The organism is Candidatus Magnetobacterium casense (assembly GCF_000714715.1).
GTDB lineage: Bacteria > Nitrospirota > Thermodesulfovibrionia > Thermodesulfovibrionales > Magnetobacteriaceae > Magnetobacterium > Magnetobacterium casense.
Window position 1 is genome coordinate 1 of sequence record NZ_JMFO01000044.1, and the last position, 18,294, is coordinate 18,294.

Annotated in this window: 12 protein-coding genes and 1 pseudogene; 7 read left to right on the forward strand and 6 right to left on the reverse strand. The window is 45.8% G+C overall.

The features are described from left to right. A pseudogene (locus Mcas_RS18560) lies at window positions 1-375 on the forward strand (IS1634 family transposase); the annotation flags it as partial. A gap of 22 nt (window positions 376-397) precedes the next feature. Here the strand turns inward: Mcas_RS18560 and Mcas_RS15015 are convergent. Further along, entirely contained in the window at window positions 398-2,719 is a 2,322-nt protein-coding gene (locus Mcas_RS15015) for a VIT and vWA domain-containing protein (protein ID WP_040336372.1), read from the reverse strand. Further along, window positions 2,712-3,098 carry a MerR family transcriptional regulator gene (locus Mcas_RS17190; RefSeq protein ID WP_052567549.1) on the reverse strand — a complete coding sequence of 129 codons (387 nt, stop codon included), beginning with the start codon at window positions 3,096-3,098 and terminating at the stop codon, window positions 2,712-2,714. The genes Mcas_RS15015 and Mcas_RS17190 overlap by 8 nt, the downstream gene beginning before the upstream one ends. A 426-nt stretch (window positions 3,099-3,524) precedes the next feature. On the opposite strand from Mcas_RS17190, the gene Mcas_RS15025 reads away from it, so the two are divergent. Continuing rightward, window positions 3,525-4,403: an N-acetylglucosamine-6-phosphate deacetylase gene (locus Mcas_RS15025; protein WP_040336373.1), complete on the forward strand. Its 879-nt coding sequence runs from the start codon at window positions 3,525-3,527 to the stop codon at window positions 4,401-4,403. Here the strand turns inward: Mcas_RS15025 and Mcas_RS15030 are convergent. Beyond that, the gene (locus tag Mcas_RS15030) at window positions 4,376-5,998 is read right to left on the reverse strand and encodes a tetratricopeptide repeat protein (protein ID WP_040336374.1); all 1,623 of its coding nucleotides are present in this window, start codon (window positions 5,996-5,998) and stop codon (window positions 4,376-4,378) included. The two genes, Mcas_RS15025 and Mcas_RS15030, sit on opposite strands and share 28 nt — an antisense overlap. Before the next feature lie 205 nt (window positions 5,999-6,203). Between Mcas_RS15030 and Mcas_RS15035 the strand changes: the two genes are divergently transcribed. Beyond that, window positions 6,204-8,573 carry a sigma 54-interacting transcriptional regulator gene (locus tag Mcas_RS15035; RefSeq protein WP_040336375.1) on the forward strand — a complete coding sequence of 790 codons (2,370 nt, stop codon included), beginning with the start codon at window positions 6,204-6,206 and terminating at the stop codon, window positions 8,571-8,573. A 29-nt stretch (window positions 8,574-8,602) separates the two neighbouring features. On the opposite strand, the gene ade is transcribed toward Mcas_RS15035, so the two are convergent. From ade to Mcas_RS15050, 3 genes are all read right to left on the reverse strand, one after another. Next, window positions 8,603-10,252 carry an adenine deaminase gene (gene ade, locus Mcas_RS15040; protein WP_040336376.1) on the reverse strand — a complete coding sequence of 550 codons (1,650 nt, stop codon included), beginning with the start codon at window positions 10,250-10,252 and terminating at the stop codon, window positions 8,603-8,605. Beyond that, the gene (locus Mcas_RS17195; protein ID WP_156033414.1) at window positions 10,242-11,855 is read right to left on the reverse strand and encodes a GGDEF domain-containing protein; all 1,614 of its coding nucleotides are present in this window, start codon (window positions 11,853-11,855) and stop codon (window positions 10,242-10,244) included. Before Mcas_RS17195 ends, ade begins: the two co-directional genes overlap by 11 nt. 116 nt (window positions 11,856-11,971) lie before the next feature. Then, a complete protein-coding gene (locus Mcas_RS15050) occupies window positions 11,972-12,199 on the reverse strand; it encodes a hypothetical protein (RefSeq protein ID WP_040336377.1) in 228 nt (75 codons plus the stop codon). 191 nt (window positions 12,200-12,390) lie between these two features. Here Mcas_RS15050 and Mcas_RS15055 point away from each other — a divergent pair, with 191 nt between their 5' ends. From Mcas_RS15055 to Mcas_RS18900, 4 genes are all read left to right on the forward strand, one after another. Then, window positions 12,391-13,239 (forward strand): RpnC/YadD family protein, encoded by an 849-nt coding sequence (locus tag Mcas_RS15055; RefSeq protein WP_040336378.1) that lies wholly within the window; start codon window positions 12,391-12,393, stop codon window positions 13,237-13,239. Between the two features lie 129 nt (window positions 13,240-13,368). Next, window positions 13,369-16,530, forward strand: coding sequence for a transcription-repair coupling factor (gene mfd / locus Mcas_RS15060; protein ID WP_052567551.1), 3,162 nt, complete (start codon window positions 13,369-13,371; stop codon window positions 16,528-16,530). Between the two features lie 913 nt (window positions 16,531-17,443). Then, on the forward strand, window positions 17,444-17,824 hold the full coding sequence (locus tag Mcas_RS15065) for a hypothetical protein (RefSeq protein ID WP_156033415.1): 381 nt from the start codon (window positions 17,444-17,446) through the stop codon (window positions 17,822-17,824). A 207-nt stretch (window positions 17,825-18,031) separates the two neighbouring features. Next, window positions 18,032-18,294: IS1634 family transposase N-terminal domain-related protein (locus Mcas_RS18900; RefSeq protein WP_492208019.1), on the forward strand; the 263-nt coding region annotated here is incomplete at its 3' end.

Consider the following 18,294-nt stretch of genomic DNA (forward strand, 5'->3'; position numbering starts at 1 on the left):
GTAGAAAAGGAAACGATACATAACAGATATAAATCATTATCACAAGTAGAACAAGATTTTAAAAAGATGAAAACGACACACCTCGAAGTAAGACCAATATATCACACAAAAGAAAATAGAACAAGAGGACATGTGTTTTTAGTAATGCTTGCATTGAGACTTTTAAATGAATTTATAAAGAAAACATGTGAAATGGAAGAACCAATAGATGAACTAATTTCAAGTTTAAATGAAATAGTATGCGTAGATGAAGAAATAGGAGGTGTAATAATTACGAGGGTGGTAAAACCGGCAGGTATAGCCGAAAGAGTTTTAGAAAAACTTGGCATACAAATTCCTGAAGTGTTAGGCACTGTTTGTGCGAATAATTTTTAAGCAAATCAACATAGAATGTTTATTATAAAGGCTTTATAGGGACATATCGAACTCTCCAATCTGGAACTTCCGCTTTAAGTTTTTTGACATACTCTGAAACCCATTCTTCCAACGTAACTCCCCCCAAGTTCGGACGACAACGCCCTGTTTCGGTACTCAGCCACACCCTTACATCGGATATAATATCCAGACTCTCAAGATTTGTCACATGATAACCAGAAAGTAACTCCATTATTATTTGTGTGGAAAGAAGCATGTATTTGTTTGTCCTTTTTTCTGTTTTTATCTCTTTGGCTAACTTCTTGATTTCCTTAATAGAGATACCAAACAAATCGGCTATTGTAGGGTCAATCTCAATCCCCTTTCCTTGTTCAAATATTGAGTCGATATGTTCCAATAATGGGAACAATCTCTCTTCTCCTGCTACTACCATCCATCCCCCTGAATCTTCCATGGCACACACGCACTCGTCGGCACACTCGTACTCGTCCCCCTTGATCAAAATATCTATCTCACCATCGATACCGCTACCCCACCCATGAAGCAACTGAGCCGGCACCTTTCTTAAGACAATCTGTTCGCCTCTGTTGTTATTGTCCAGCCTCTTTTCAACCGTTACATAAGAGGTCTCTCGACATATAAGCCCGTATTTCTTCGACAGACGAATCAACTCGTCGCCGATTTCATTGCCGTCCTTTCGCCTGTTCTGTCTGGAACCGGTTGTTGCAAGGCTGTTTTCCTCAACTTCTCTTATCTTTTCCCTTGCCCACAGCACGGGTATAGGGATAGCGTTACCATTAACTTTTCTCAGTGGCACTGTCCAACCATTGTGTCTTTTACCATTTATAGTACCGGTTATATGTATTGCATCACGGTTTAAAATCTCAGAGTCCCTTGTCTTTGCAAATATACAGATAGACCCCCCTTCATAAACTACAGGGCTAACGGGTACCTGGTCAAGATCAACACGCCCTGTGATCTCTACATCTCTGATACATACTCCTTGTGTCTTACTGAAAAACCCCAATGCCTTTGCCTCAATGTCAGCGACATCAGGAGAGATAAATGTAGCGATAGCGCCTGACATTGAAGCCGCCTGCTTGATCAGGTAATCATTGCTTCCATACCCTATGCCGACGATAAAAAGCTTGTTTTTCCTCGAATTAGACTTGATAAGCTGAAAAATCCCCTCTTCATTTCCCGTTAGGCCATCTGTGAGCATTATAATGCTTCTTCTAATATCAGGCGTAACAGGGATGCTGAATACGTGCTGTAGTAAAGGAAGTATTTCCGTACCACCTAAGTTGGCATCTATCTTTGAAACGAAATCTAAGGCAGCGTCCTTATTGCCTCTATTGTACGTAACGCTTAACGGAAAGGCGTTACTATAAGAAGAGCCAAAGACGTACAAATTAAACAGCATCCCCTCCTTCAGTGTGTTTAAAATAGCGGCTTTAACGATACGCTTTGCGGCTTGTATAGGGGCGTTTTGCATCGAACCGGAGCAGTCTACCAGGAAGATTATCTCTTGGGAAGCATCGTTTCTTTCCGTTGTCTCAGATTCGTTGACATTATTTACAAAATCCACCTGAATAAATCTTTCGCTGCCGTCATCATACACAAACCCCCTTGTGGTAAAGGCTCCCTTATACTTGACGTTAAGGACAAAATCCCTGTCCATTACGTTGGTGTTGGATGTGAGACTAACCGTGATGCTATCGTTATTGAAATTATTACTGACTTTATGAGAAGGCGATTCTATGGCTAATATATCCTCTTTGCCGTATACGTTGATACTAAGGTTTAAAGAGTACGTGGACTGTTGCGTAAACGGTGGATTTACCAGCTCGTCTACCGGGATGCCGTCAACGTCCTCAACATAATCCGGCACATATCGGGGCGCTATGGTTGTGGGTAATGAAAACCGTACCTCATCCTTGCTTACGTCAAGCATGGTAACATAGAGTATTGCTAATGTCACACTGTCGCCTGCCAAGATATTTCCAACAGAGAGGGTAAAGATATTGGGCTTTTCCTCATCCAGGAGAAAAGCGCCATGCCCCTCAGAGATGGCCTTATCGTAAATATGGAATGCCCTATCCCTTTCTTCAATCTCCCCTTCAAGTACCCTATCCCCGGTTGTTACCTTAAAGCCGCAGACCGAACAATCGGCAGGAAGAGGAAACTTATATACCGCCTCAATTGCAGTGGACTCTGTGTTCTTGAAACGTTGAATCATTTTCACCCGTGCCCCCCTGCCAATAATATCTCCGTACACCTCAACAGCCATCAGAGGGACTGCAACCTGATTTGTCGTAAGAAGTCCAAAACTTGAATCAAACATCTCCATTCCCCTTAAGTATCGTCTTTGATAATTTGACAACGTCAAATATTTTTTGCCTCTCGCTCTCTTCTATGTCCTTCCTGACGTGGATTTCCAGGCCAGGGACTATTTCATACCGAAACCACACCTGCCGGGTCGTTTCGGCTTTGTCTGTCTTGTTGGATTTATCAAGATTGATGATATCCTTTAGTCTCATACCATTTTCCTGCATACCTTTGATCTGGAGCAGTTTGTCTATGTGACTGTCGTTATAGAACCCTCCACGGCCCCTGCCTTCCGGTGATTCGATTATACCGGAGCTGACATAGTAACGGATAGTTCTCAGGCTGAAGCCTGTTATCTCAGATACTTCGTTAATAAGGTACTTTTTATTTGACATGATTTATTATAACAGTACACTGTCGTAATGTCAAATACTTTTTTTTAGGTTGGAACTGTACCGCTAAATAACGGAGCATAAATGTTTAGAACATTAGGGTTAAGAATAATGGGGTCAAGGGGACTGGTCCCCTTGCGGGGGAGGTCTGAGGAGGGGGCGGAGCCGCCCTCCTTCTTTTCTTCTGTTGTTATAGCTATACTGAGCAAGGTGATATTTTGAGTATTTTACAACCCTCTGATTCTTTAAACTTTGAACCTTCAGTTGTTCAAAAAACTCATTCTATGACCTTTGAAAGTATACTTATACTCTTCTGCTTATTAAAGCTCCATAAAAATCCTGCTTGCAATTGTATAGGTTGTTATTGTTATTATAGAGCAATATAGTGACATAGCAATGCAATAAAAAAAAGGACACGTACATCTGAATATGGAAGTTATAGACATACATACGCACGGGATAGGCAGTTTTGATACGGAGACGGCTTCACGCAAGCAGATCATAAAGATAGCCGAGCTTCATGCACAAAACGGTGTTGAAATAATAGTGCCAACCATCTACGCATCCGAAATAGACGTCATGCGTCTCCATGTCCTGACGGTGAAGAAGGCGATGGAGATACAGGCATCCTCTGAAAGCACTGCCATCAGTCAGGCCCGGATACTTGGCGTACATTTGGAAGGGCCGTTTCTAAATCCCAAGCGATGCGGCGCCCTGAACAAAAACGCATTCATAAAACCATCCGAAAAAGCCCTCGACGAGTTGTTGGATGGTGTATCGGACGTGGTCAAGGTGATCACGGTAGCGCCGGAACTCGACGGCGCCATCCCGTTGATACGGCAGATGCGAGACAGGGGCATAATCGTGAGCATGGGACACTCCGATGCCACATACTCCGAGACAGAAGCCGGTTTCTATGCAGGCGCCTCCGGTGTGACACACTTATTTAACGCGATGCGCCCCTTCCACCATCGCGAACCGGGTATCGCAGGCTTTGCCCTGACCAACAAGGACATCTATGTCGAGGTCATCGCCGACCCATACCACCTGCATCAAAAAACTATATCGTTGATATTTAGCACGAAGGCCAGTGGCAAGATTATCATCATCTCCGACACGGTGAAAGAGACACAGTCCTCACACTACACCGGGGGGATCATCAACACAAGCAACACCCTCATGGGCGGCTCTATGACCGTGATGGATGCCGCAAAGAGACTCATCAAAAACGGCTTCAATGAAGAACTGGTTATGCCCTGTATAACGACAAATCCGGCAACCTATGTCGGACTCCACAACATGCAGTAGTCGAGGTTTTCCCTGACGGTCCTGGTGCCAGGATGGTCGGGACCGTAGAGGTCTGAAAAGATGGCAAGGGCACGTGTGAAGTATTCAAGCCCCTTGTCCTTGTACCCTGCCTCTCGCCAGGCAGAACCCAGATTGTTGAGGTCCCTGGCCACGCTGTAGTGTCTTTCGCCATAGAGGCTGGTATCTATCTTGAGCGCCCGCTCATAGTACCTTATGGCCTTTGTAAACTCACCAAGGTCACGCCAGGCAAGTCCCAGGTTGTTAAAGCGTATGGCAACGGTGGGGTGCAGTTTACCGTAGACGTTTAGGTCTATCTTGAGTGCCTTCTTGTAGTATTCAATGCCCTTTTCGATGAATCCCAGCGTACACCATGCCAGCCCAAGGTTGTTGTAATCGACGGCAACATCGGGGTGGTTGCTGCCGTAGACGTTTATGTCAATCTCCAGGGCATTGTTGTAAAACTCTATGCCTTTGTGGCTATTACCAAGCAGACTCCATGCCGTACCGATGTTTGTGTAGTCCCTGGCGATAGAGGGGTGATTATTGTCATAGATGCTCATGTCAATCTCCAGGGCCTGAGTATAGAACCCGAGGGCCTTCTCCACATCCCCCAGGGTACGCCATGCCAGCCCCAGATTGTTGTAAATGGTGGCAATATCGGGGGTACCCATGCCGTAGTACTTGAGGTCGATATCGAGCGCCCTGGTGTAGTAGTCGATGGCCTTGTGCAGGTCCCCCATGGTTGCCCATGCAAGGCCGATGTTGTTGTACAGCGTAGAGATGCGCGGGTGCTTGTCGCCGAAGATGGCGAGGTCTATTGTGATGGCCTTTTCGTAGCACTCGATGGCCTTGCCGGCATCACCCAAAGACCTCCAGCACATGCCGAGGTTGTTGTATCGGGCAGAGACACGTGGGTGATTTTCACCAAAGATGTTGAGGTCTACTTCCAGCGCCCTGTTAAAGCAACTGATGGCCTTATCCAGCCTGCCAATGTTGTTAAATGATACGCCTATGGCATTATACCGTTCAGAGACGGCAGAGTGCATCTTGCCGTATGCCGACAGGTCCAGTTCCAGTGCCTTGAGGGTGTACTCGATGGCGTTTTTTTTCTGTCCAACCGTCTCCCACGCCTTACCCAAACGGTCGCAGACCCGGGCAGTGTGTATACCGCTGCCGGCGGCATTGACCGCAAGAACACCCATCAGATCAAGGATGTTATCGTCATCGAGTCGTTCCGATATAGCTGTTGCGGCAGAGGACGTCTCAACGAGGTCGATGCCATTGTCCTGTGCGTATTGGATCAGCCTCTGCCTGAGCAACTGACGATTCAGCGTCAAGTCGCTCATATCCCGACCATCAAACTGGATATCACTGTCTTGCTGGTCTGGTATGGAATAATCCCCCATATCGTGGATGATACCCATCAGGCCCTCGTACACGAGTATATTGAGTACGCCCTCAAAGACAGACTCGTCATTGTCCTGCGTACAGTCCTGCATACATTGGGCGATGAACCCGTTCAGATCAAACCCTGCTTCCATTGTATATTGTACAAGATTTGCCTGCGAAAAAAACAGTTCCGGAACTTTGCCCAAAAAAATGGTAGTCCTGATGCAATTCTCAGTGAGTGTGACGAATGTCTTTTGGCAATGGTTTTACTGCAAATATAGAGATTATTTTTCGCAATAATCTCATACAGGTATTTGTCAGTGAGCACCGCTGAGTGAACAAAATTTATCTTGACATGGGGATTTATTGTGTGATAAACTACAGTAGCTAATTATAGAACGGAGGACTGAAATGCAAGACAATCCATTTTTATCGAGGGTGTTTAAGACAAATGAAAAAATAACAGTGTTTTACATGCAGCCTGGTGAGTTTTTTCATAGGTCTACCGATTGCCTGGCACTTGTTGAGCTTGCAAGGCTGTTTGCTGGAGAAAATTTAAGAAATCGTGTTAAGTTTTTTCCTGTCAGAACTGATCCCTTACAGTCACTTACGCTTTCAAACTTAATCTATTGGAAAAATAAGAATGATGGTATCAAAAATAGAGATATTCATGATTGGTCTGAAAAAGATCAAACGTACCTTGAAGATTTTTTTGAATGTATTTTGAAATGCAAAACAGATAAACCTAAGAGCATTGATCAATATCAAGATACCATAACTGAATTACTTAAACAGCAGCCGAATAAACCATCAAAAGAACCATCAGATAAAACGATAGAGGCTATTCTTAGTTCTTTACTGGTAGATAAACTTCTAAATTTTATAACATACAGAGGCGATGAATACAGAGCTATAGAGGATATATATCCTGATATACCAGAGTCCACCATTTGGATCATCGTCGGGCGTCCTCAGCACTATACAATATGGCAAAAAGATGGCTGGTTCAGAGATTTGCAAAGTTTGGCAGGTTATCCGGCACGTTATCTCATTCCTCCTTCAATAGAGGATGACGAACAAACTCAAAACAATCTATTTTTGGATAATAGACTTAAAAATAGTGCAAGGTTAAAAACTATGATTGACAGAAAATCCGGGCAAAAATATAAAATAAGTTCAGGATCAATTAAATATAGAGATGATTACGGATTGATCTTTAAAAATATAGTTATGAGTGAAGGGATTAGACGCACTATTGTAGTATGTGCAGGACTCAGTGATGGTGGAACATATGCTGCAACTAAATTCATAAGTGACCCTACATGGTATTCTCAACTTGTTGGTATTGATCAAATTAGCGAAGATGAAGGCCCTATAGAGGTTGGCTTACGTGTTAAATGCAAAGAGACGAACCAAGAATCACTTTACGTTGGACGTGAGGAAATTAGTCTTGATCAAATAGAAATATTAAACAATGATCCTATAGATTACCTTGGTCTTACGTATTGGACAGCCAAAAGTGGCAGGCCATATAGCTATGTAATAGACAACAATGAACTTGGAAAGAGGCGCATTGTACCCTATAGACAATCAAAAGAGTTTGCAAAAACCCAAAAGCTTGAAAATCCCTTAAGGGCGTTGTATACTCTTTTACCTTATCAGGCAAATAATGGCGAAGAAGCCCCTTCGACAAAAGAACTGAAAGAGCGTATTTTTGAAGTAATGAATTGGTGTAACTTTAAAGATGACAACGGTAACCCTGAATATAAATCAAACGTAGACTATGTCGAACAAAATGGAGGAACTTATAGATTTAAAGTAAAAAATGAATTTATTAGCTATAAGAAAAACGGTGTATATGAAGATGAATACTACATATGCGGTAATCGTACAAAGGATTCCATAAAAGAAAATATTTTTGAATATATAAAAAATGCTGTTAACGATTATTCTAAAAAACAGCCAAAACCAATTCTTATTTTAGGAGATAGCGGGACTGGTAAAGAAAGACTATACGATGTAATCAGATATGAATATGCTGTAAAGATAAAAAATAGAGATAGTAGTATTACATCTGTACCATTAGAGATAGTTAACTGTGCTGAACATGGTGAGAAGCTGATGGAGTTTTTACAGAAAGGGTTTTTGAAGCAACAAAATGTCTTATATCCATGCGTACTTGTTCTTGATGAATTCGGGGATTTTCCTAATAAAATGTCACAAGCGGCAATGTTGCGTTTTCTCCAGGATGGAACATTTAAAAACAAGGAAAATGACAATGACACTGGAGAGCTGTTGACAAATAAGGTATTTATTGTGGCGGGGACAAGTCGCCCACTAAAAAAGATGGTAGAAGAAGAGAAAATGCTACCAGACTTGCTTAGTCGTTTTGATATCTTTGAACTTACACCTATGACTGAGCGTAGTGAAGATGCAGCTCTATTATTGTTCGAACTTATAAGGCAAAAATTGAATGACAGTAAAAATAAGAATATTTATGTTGATGAAATCTATATACAACCCGTAGCGCTACAAATACTTCTTAGTTATACATTCCCAGGTAATGCAAGAGATGTTGACAAAGTTGCAGGAAAGATGAAAGACATAATTCTGCAAAGAGGTGATACAAATATCCGCATTTACACTAAAGATATGAGAGCCGTACTTGCATGCTCTCCTAACGGTTCTCATGAAAATTCCAACGTCTGGCTTGTTTATGACTTTAGCAGAAAAATAAAACCTGCACATCTCAGTTATTCACTTGCAATAATCGAAGGATGAAGTTATGCGACTTTTCAAGAAAGTTTTGCTCAAGTCACGAAGGCGTCGGTAAACTCGAAGGAATCAACGTCGAATAACCCCTTGTCGCCGAGCTTGAGGCGGGGCATCACAAGCAGTGACATAAACGACAGCGTCATAAACGGCGCCCTCAGCTTGGAGCCAAGTCCTTTGGCCAGGGTGTCTAATCTGGCATATGCCGTGGCCACCTCAATGCCGCTCTGATCGCTCATCAGCCCTCCTACCGGAAGTGGCAACACTTCGCAGACACCGTCATCAATGACGGTAAGCCCGCCCTTGTGTTCGATCACGAGGTTGACAGCCTGACAGAGTGCCTCATCCGAAACGCCCACGGCAACGATGTTGTGTGAGTCATGCGCAACGCTGGAGGCCATGGCCCCCCGCATCAGACCGAATCCCTTGACAAACCCCACCGCCACAGGGGCCTCCCGATAACGATTGACCACCGCAAGTTTGAGGATGTCCCTGCCAACATCAGAGACGACATTACCGCCCTCTACGTCCACCGCATCTGACACCGTCGCATCACCGTAGAACACCTCCGTAAGCAACTGACCATCAATAGCCTCTATGACCTTCAACCTGCCAGGACGATGCGGAAAAAAGAAGTCACCGGGTTTTTTCCTGCCAGTGTTGAAGTTGTTGACGACCCTGACGGCCCTGCGTAGGCTCACGGAGATGCCACCCTCTGCGACAACCTCACCGTTAATGACCGTCTTTAGTACATTGAGGTCTTCGAGGTTATCGACTACCAGGAAATCGGCGGCATCGCCCTCCTGGAGCAGTCCAACATCGAGGTTGTAGTGCAGGACTGGGTTGACACATGCAGTCCTGAGAACGCTCATCTTGTCGTAACCGGCCCTGAACAGACGCTTTACCATTGTGTTTATGTGCCCTTGCAGCAGGTCGTCGGGGTGCTTGTCGTCGGAGCACAGCATGATATCGGCGTAGTGGTCGTTTATCAACGGGGCGAGTGTGTCGAGGTTCCTGGCAGAAGACCCCTCACGGATGATTACCTTCATGCCGAGTCGCAACTTATTCAGGGCACCTTCGAGGGTGGTACACTCATGGTCGGTGCCGATACCTGCCCGTATGTATTTTTCGCAGTCCTCCCCCCTCAATCCGGGCGCATGACCATCGACTACCTTGCCGTACTTCCTGGCAAGACTCAACTTGTACAGGACTACCGGATTATCGTCCAGGACACCGGGGTAATTCATCATCTCACTAAGGTACTTTATGTGGTCTGTCCTGAGCAACTGTTCAGTGTCGTCAACATCAAGGATCGCCCCGGAGGTCTCAAACGTCGTGGCCGGAACACAGGATGGTGCCCCAAAGAAAAACTTCAACCCAACACCCATGCCGCTGTCCACCATATAGTCGATCCCCGCAAGACCAAGCACATTGGCAATTTCGTGCGGATCGGACACCACCGCCACCGTCCCATGCACAACCGCCATATGGGCAAACTCCGCAGGTGTCAGCAGCGAACTCTCTATGTGTATGTGAGCATCTATGAAACCGGGGATGATAAAGCTATCGTAAACGCCGCCGTCTCTGGCAATGTTGGATATCCTGCCCTCCAGTACCTCCAGCGTGGCAGCGTATATAGCGCCGTTCTTTACGTCAACTACGTTACCACTGATGTATTTAACCGGCATTGTCTGTCACCTCGTGAGAATTAAGTTCGGCCTTGATCACAACGTTTTTACCTGAACGCTTTGCCACATACAGCGCATTGTCCGCCTTTACGATAAGAGACCGGACGCCTTCGGCATCCCTTGGGCTATTGGCAACACCAACACTAATGGTTACCTTAAGCGACAGACTATCATCCGTGAACACGGCCCCTTGCACTTCCTCTCTGATCCGCTCGGCAATTATACAGCCACGATTAATGTCCGTTGCCGAGAGCAAGACGGCAAACTCCTCTCCCCCGTAACGAAACGGCATATCGTTATCCCTGATGGCGTTGCGTATACATGCGGCCACGCCCTCTATCACCATATCGCCGGCTACGTGTCCGTAGGTGTCGTTGACCTTCTTGAAGTTGTCTATATCTATCATCAGCATAGTGATGCCGTCAGTATACAGCGGCAGTTTATCAAACTCCCTTTCGATGATGTATCTGAAGTGTCTCTGCGTGTACAGACCGGTCAGTTCATCTGTGATAGCAATGTTATAGAGATAAGCATTTTCAAAGGCCATAACAACGTGTTTGTTTATTGCGGCCACGATGCCCTGCATCCCTGCATTAAAAGTTCCGACAAACTTTTGGCACACGAAAAGGGCAAATATCCTGTCATTTTTCAATATATTCATGTATATCTCTTTCCTGTCCTGAGACATCCTGAACTCATTGAGTGTTCCGTCTTGCCATTTGTTGATCAATCCGCTCAGTTGTTCGTTGTGGTGCAGATTGACCCTAACGAGTCTGTCCTTGCCCAGCTCCTTGGTATATGCCCTGTATTGTCTGTTCTGCCGGGGCATTACGATGATCACCATGTCAGCCTTGAGCGTCTCACGGATTATGTCCATTGCGATGACCTTTAGTTCCTCTACGTCTATCGTCTTGCTGAGGCGCTCCATCATGGAGTACAGAAGCGTGATCTCATGGTGCTGCTTGAGTATCTCAAATATGTACTTGTTTATCACCTTGGTCAGCGACACTATTACGATTGCAAGACAGACCACACCTAGTGCAAAGATAATTGCCTCAACGCGTTTTATGATAGATTCCGTGTGTTTTATTGGTGCATCGATAATAATCTTGCCATTTATCTTGCTTTCCTTTGTGTGACAACCATAGCAGGGAGGCTCGTTAAATATGACAGAAATGTTTCGTGACACCTTCTCTCCATGCGTATTACTGGCGATATGTGTCTTCTGAGAGGGGGGGGTATCTTTACGTTTGTGACAGATAATGCACGAGTCTTCCTTGAAGCGGTCCAGGGTGACTCCCACCTTGGACCTGTCTGTTGAATAGACAACTAGCCCCTTGTCGTTGATGATAAATGCCGAGCTTATTGTATCCTTGTCGTTTGAGAGGGCATCAAATATTGATTGCATAGCTTGCTGTTCATGGCTCATCATGAGGTGTTTCAGCGTCATCAGCATGGTATCGCTTAAAGCATGGGTCATTTGCTCTGTGCTTTTGAGCATGGCCTTGGGCAGCAGGATAAAAACCGAACCAACAGCAATGAGGCTGCACAGCAAAAGAAGATTCACTATTGCCACCAGCATTTTCTTTTTTAACTGGTACACCCATCCGATGTTTTCTGAAATCAACTCTTTCCTGGAGTAATTATCACTCTGTATGGCTTAAGTATCTACATTGTCGGTGTGATAAACGGCAATCTGCAAGGATTGTTTGTACCGCTTTACTCTGCGATGCCGGTCATCAGGGTAGCAATCCTGTTGGGGTCAAACCTTAGCATGGCCAGTATGGATTGTCGTGGATTATGAGTGATACTGTACTTTATAGTCTCCGAGGACTTTAATGCCTCATCTTGCGTTTTAATCTTTGTAATCGCTTTTTCATTGCCCACTGCAGCCGTATCGGCCTCAAGGCATCCGACAGTCCCACTTACAATGCTTTCGTCTTTCATATTTACCTCCATGTAAATTTAAAATCAACAGACATAACATAACATAGCCCGAGACAAAAGTCAATTGCAAAAAAAAAGCGTACTGTAAAAAACCCTGTAGCGAAAATGAAATAAACAAAACGTTGGATAGTCCCTGCAATGTTAAAAGAGCACTGTTGACAACAGCGCTTAGGAACCGGTAGTATATAACCATGCACCAGAAGTACGATATAGCGTTAAAGGATATAATCAAGGATATCCCCCGGCAATTCCTCAAGATATTGACGGGGTATGATTCCTGGCAGTTCATAGACGTCCAGTTCCCTGATATCCAGACCAGACAACCTGACATAGTGATTAAGACATCTGATGGCACTATGATCCACATAGAGATACAATCAACAAACGATAGTACCATGTTGAAGCGAATGTATCTCTATTCCGGTTTTATATACAACCAGTACGACGTATTACCAATCCAGATTGTCCTATATATTGGTAAGAAACCGCTAAACATGTTAAGCAGCATAGAGTTTGGAACTATAAAATATGCCTACAGATTGGTAGACATACGCACTATTGACGGCAATCAATTATTTATCGGAAATAACCCTGATGATTCCTTGTTGGCTATCTTGTGCAAAACTGATGACGTGGATGGCACGATAAAGAAGATACTTGACATGTTTTATCCAATGCCCTACAAGGAAAGGAAAAATTACGTCATAAAATTACTGTATCTTTCCGAGTTGGTAAATTTGTATAAAAAAGTAAAAGCGGAGGTAATGAATATGCCTATAACCATCGACATAGAAGACAGCGAAGTCTTTAGAGATGTATTCATGAAGGGCAACCTGGAAGGAAGACTGGAAGGCGAACTCAAAGGCGAACTCAAAGGAATAGAAGGGATGCTTGATATCAAATACGGCTATGAGGGGCTTGGGCTTATGGATATGGTCAGAACCATTGATGCAATAGACAAATTGGATGCGTTCAGTAAGCTTATCAGGAAATCCACTTCTGTTACTGAATTGAAAGCGTATCTGCATAGTAACGTTTGATATTGCCTGGGGAGGAAGGCTTCTGAGACATCTATCTCAAGTACAGTTGCCCCGGTGATATAGAACGATTGCGTAAACCTGTCGCAATTGCATATGAGCATACACAGTGAACAAGAAGAGAAGGAATCAATGGTGCTACAATCCCTTCCTTCGTTTGGTTCGCTTTTAGTAAGCCGCGTCTTTAACCTCAAGGGCAGCCTGTTGCCGCTGCTTCTTACGACGGTGCAGGAGCGCTATATCCTTGCAGTTAAAAACGAGGATGACTGCCTGCGAATCCTTGAGGACTTCAGGTTCTACGCCGAAATAAACGGCGGCAATCCACTGATATACTTCCCCGATGCACAGGATGCCGCAAATGCCGGCAGACAGGTCGAAATAATCGTCAACGACCAACAAAACGCCTCCTTCATAACAACCCTCGATACGCTCATCAAACCAATAAACACCCCGGAAACACTCCGCTCCCAGACGCTTACCCTCAAAACAGGCAACGAAACCTCCCGCGAGGACATCGTGGAGATACTACACACCTGCTTTGGCTACCGGAGGGCTGCCTTGGTCGTTGAAAAGGGCGAGTTCAGTCTGCGCAACTACATCCTTGACCTCTACCCGCCCTCCATGGAGATGGCCGTGAGGGTGGAGTTCTTTGGCGACGAAATAGAATCGATACGCCTGTTCTCACCCGATACCCAACGCACGGTCAAGGCAATCGACGAACTTGTCCTACTGCCCATACAGCAGACAGAGGGGGCAGCGTACCTCTTTGAAATATTCAAGACGGAACGCCTTTTCTTCATGGACGACATCGCTGCTGAGGCTGCAGCCTTCACCACAAGCGTACAAGTAGGGGATAGACCGCTGCCACAGACGGTTGTGTCAAAGACCCCCATCGTAGGTGAAGGCTCTGATGCCGGGGCAATCTCAATGTCCGGCATGGGCGTGCTCATCGAAGACAGACAAGCCATCACCGCCCTGCCACAGACAATTGAGACAATAGCGCAATCGCACCGTGTCATCATGGTGTGTTCCACGACGGCGCAGGCGCAGAGGCTCAGTGACCTCTTTGCACAGTCTTCAGCGCCAGTTGCCATCATCAATCACGAGGCCATTGGCTCCTTTACCGGCAACGTCCTTATCACGGTGGGGCAACTGACCGAAGGGCTGTTTATAAACGGTCTGATGGTGCTGACCGAACGGGAGTTGTTCGGCGAGGTATCCAGACACCGCTCTGCACGCAAAGGCTCCCTTACGGACATCGTGCGCAGGCTGGATGACCTTAACGTTGGGGATTTCGTGGTACACCAGGAGCACGGCATCGGTGTCTTTGAGGGGTTGAAGAAGGAGACGGTTGAGGGGTTTGTCTCCGACATGCTGATCCTGGGGTACGCTGATGATGCAAGGCTCTACATCCCGGCCCAGAACATCGGGGTCATAAAGAAATATTACGCCCACGAGGGCGCTCTGCCCAAGCTCGACAAACTTGGCGGTAAAACCTGGCAAAAGGCCAGAAAGAAGGTCAAGGGTAAGGTACAGGAGCTTGCCGCCAAACTCATCAGACACTACGCACAGCGCGGCATCGTGGAGGCCGAGGCCCTATGCGCATACGGCCCAGTACATGCCGAGTTTGACAACTTCTTCCCATACGAACCCACGCCCGATCAACTTACCGCTATCACCGACATAAAACTCGACCTGGAGTCAACCAGACCAATGGACAGACTCCTCTGTGGGGACGTCGGATACGGCAAGACGGAGGTGGCCATGCGGGCGGCTTTTAAGGCGGTCTATGACGGCAAGCAGGTCGCAATCCTGGTGCCAACCACCATCCTGTGCGAGCAACACTACCTGAACTTCAAGGAGCGATTCTCACCGTTTGCGGCCAACATTGACTTCATAAGTCGCTTCAAAACCCCAGCCAAAATAAACGAAACCCTCAAACGACTTGCCAAAGGCGAAATAGACGTCATCATAGGAACTCAGGGGCTATTGCGAAAGGATGTCAAGGTGCCAGCCCTGGGGCTTTTCATCATAGACGAGGAGCATCGTTTTGGTGTTGCGCAGAAGGAGCGTATCAAGGAGATGAAGCAGGGCACCCACTGCCTCAGTCTCAGCGCCACCCCCATACCACGAACGTTGCAGATGGCGCTATCGGGCATCTGGACGATGAGCACGCTTGCAACCCCGCCCGAGGACAGACAGGCAGTACGCACCATTATCTGTCAGTTCAATCAGGGCGTACTCAAGGAGGCCCTCCAGAGGGAGCTTGACAGGAAGGGGCAGGTGTTTTTTGTCCACAATAGGATTGCCGATATCGAAAAGATAGCGGCTCAGGTAAAGTCACTCGTGCCCCAGGCATCAATTGCCGTTGCCCACGGACAGATGAACGAACACCAGTTGGAGGACATCATGGTGCGGTTTATCAAACGTGGCATAGACATCTTGGTATCGACCTCCATAATCGGCTCAGGGATAGACATCCCATCGGCAAACACGATCATCATCAACCGTGCCGATATGATTGGCCTTGCGGACCTGCATCAGTTGCGTGGGCGTGTGGGCAGGAGCGATGTCCGTGCCTATGCGTACATGTTCATCCCCGGGGAGGACTTGATCACGGAGGATGCCAAAAAGCGCCTTAGTGCCATGCAGGAGTTGAGTTATCTGGGTGCGGGGCTGAAGCTGGCCCTCAAGGACATGGAAATACGCGGTGCAGGAAATATGCTTGGCGCACAGCAGTCGGGGCATATATACGAAGTGGGGTTTGACACCTACATGGACATGCTCCAGGAGGAGATCGCACAGTTGCGGGGGATGCCCATAGAGCAAGGAACAGAGCCGGTAATAGACCTCAAGGTCGAGGCCGTCATCCCCGATGAGTACGTTGAGGACGTCACTTTGAGGCTAAACTTCTACAGACGCATAGCCCTGTCAAAGACTGACGATGAGCTGTTTGCGCTCCAGGATGAGATGACTGACAGGTTTGGCAGGCTGCCCCGGAGACTCATAAATCTGTTTAACATCATGCGTGTGAGGCTCCTGTGCAAGAGGACGAAGGTGCTCTCTGTGGCACCCCAGAACGGCTCAGTGTTTGTCGCTTTTGCCCCAGAGGACATCCCTCCACCGGAGCGGCTGTCTGACGTTGAGGCCAGGAGCAGCCATAAGATACGCTACAATCAGAAGGGCTTTGAGGTCGTCATGGGGCACGCAGAACCATCAGACGTACTGGAGGGGCTGATTGCACTGCTGAAGTCTCTGGACGGCAGAGAAAAAGGCGAAGAAATATCAGATTGAACACTTACTAACATTCATTGGTAGCGCCACAATCAACCGTGGTTACCAGGATTTAAGCCACTTTTACATTATCGAAGGATGGCACTGTTGTTGTGCTTAAGCGATGTGACCACGCCGGTGGAGTGCTACCGATTTTTCAGGAGGCGAAACCACTACTTGTCAAACAGTCCTGAGACATGATAGTATATAAGAAATAAGGAGTATTATAGCAATGTATGCAACTGAAGGGCGAGCTTAGTATATTCCCCTACCTTTAGGGGAGGTGGTAGGAAACAAATGATTTGGAGGTATTAACATGTCGATAGGCGCTTTGGATGAAAAAAAATATGCGACCTGACCGTAAGAGAGCTGAAGGAAGTAATTCTTGATGTAATTGAAGACGCTGATCAATTTACGCCTGAATTTGAAGCTGAAATAGAACACGGCTTAGAAGACATAAAAAACAACAGAACAATATCTCACGAGAAAGTGTTAAAAGAGTACGGGCTATCTTTCCCTGCGACTGTAAGGAGCAATTTTGCCCTGCGACTGTAAGGAGCAATTTTGATTATATGGTCAGAGCTTGCTTACAGAAAGCTGAAGCAAATAGAAACCAAACAAGCAGTGGAGATTCTTAATTCTGTAAACAGAATCTATGAAAGTCCGTATAAACATGGGAAACCGTTAAAACAGGCAGGACAGGGAGACCCTAAGAAAAGCATTTGAGAAGATAGATGCACAACTTGGCAAGTTTAACGTACAATCTGATAAGTCCGGGACAATAATACCTGAGCAGAAGAAGAGCAAGAGATTAGAAAGGAGGATAGAGCGAACCGACAAAGTCTTGAAGGAACTTGAGCGTGACGCTGAATGGGATGATTTTGTTGAAGATTTAGCATGGTCTGTAATAGATGAGATGTTCCAGGAAAGGGGTATGAAATTTGATAGTATCTCTCATGACATTCGACTCTACTCAGACGACGAGCAGATGCAGATTGGGTTTAGTATCCTGGCAGTTGGCGACCAATACGCAATGGCAATATTTATCAGGCACACATTAACGACAGAGGATATAGAGTATATAGATGAACACATAGAGAAGCTATCCAGGTTCAGGCAGGCGTTTAAGGACTACGCTGACAAGCAGGTCATAGGTGCGGTAGCGGGCATTGTCATAGATGAGGAGGTCTACAGGTATGCTTGTAACGCCGGCCTCTTTGTTATCGGGGAAAACCCCAACGTCCTGGAGCGTGAAAACGGCGATGATTCGCTTAGGGTACTTAACGACGTTAAGTTTGTGCCGCGACATTTTTGAACTGCTCCGTGCCACACCTGTAAACCTCGGTTGTCGCTCAACCTTGGCAGCAGCTATATCGGATATTCTGTAAACAGTAAGCATAGATATCAATAAAGATGGCAGGGTACGGATATTTTTTAGCCAAAATGTAGACACTAAAATAGTCGAATGTACAAAAATAACGCTTGACAATTAAATTAACTATGATATATAATAGTAGTCACTATGTATATAGATTACTCAACGATAAAGACATCTAGTGGCAAAAGTCACACGAGGATATTATTACGTGAATCCTATAGGGATGATGGCAAGGTAAAAAAACGGACTTTATCAAATCTTACACATCTTCCTGCAAATATTATCAGGATGATCAGAGACATGTTGACAGGCACTGGAAAACCAATAGATAAGAAAGTGATAGAGACGGATAAGGTTAGCGTGAAAACAGGATTAAAGTTTGGTGCACTCTATGTGCTTTACGTTTT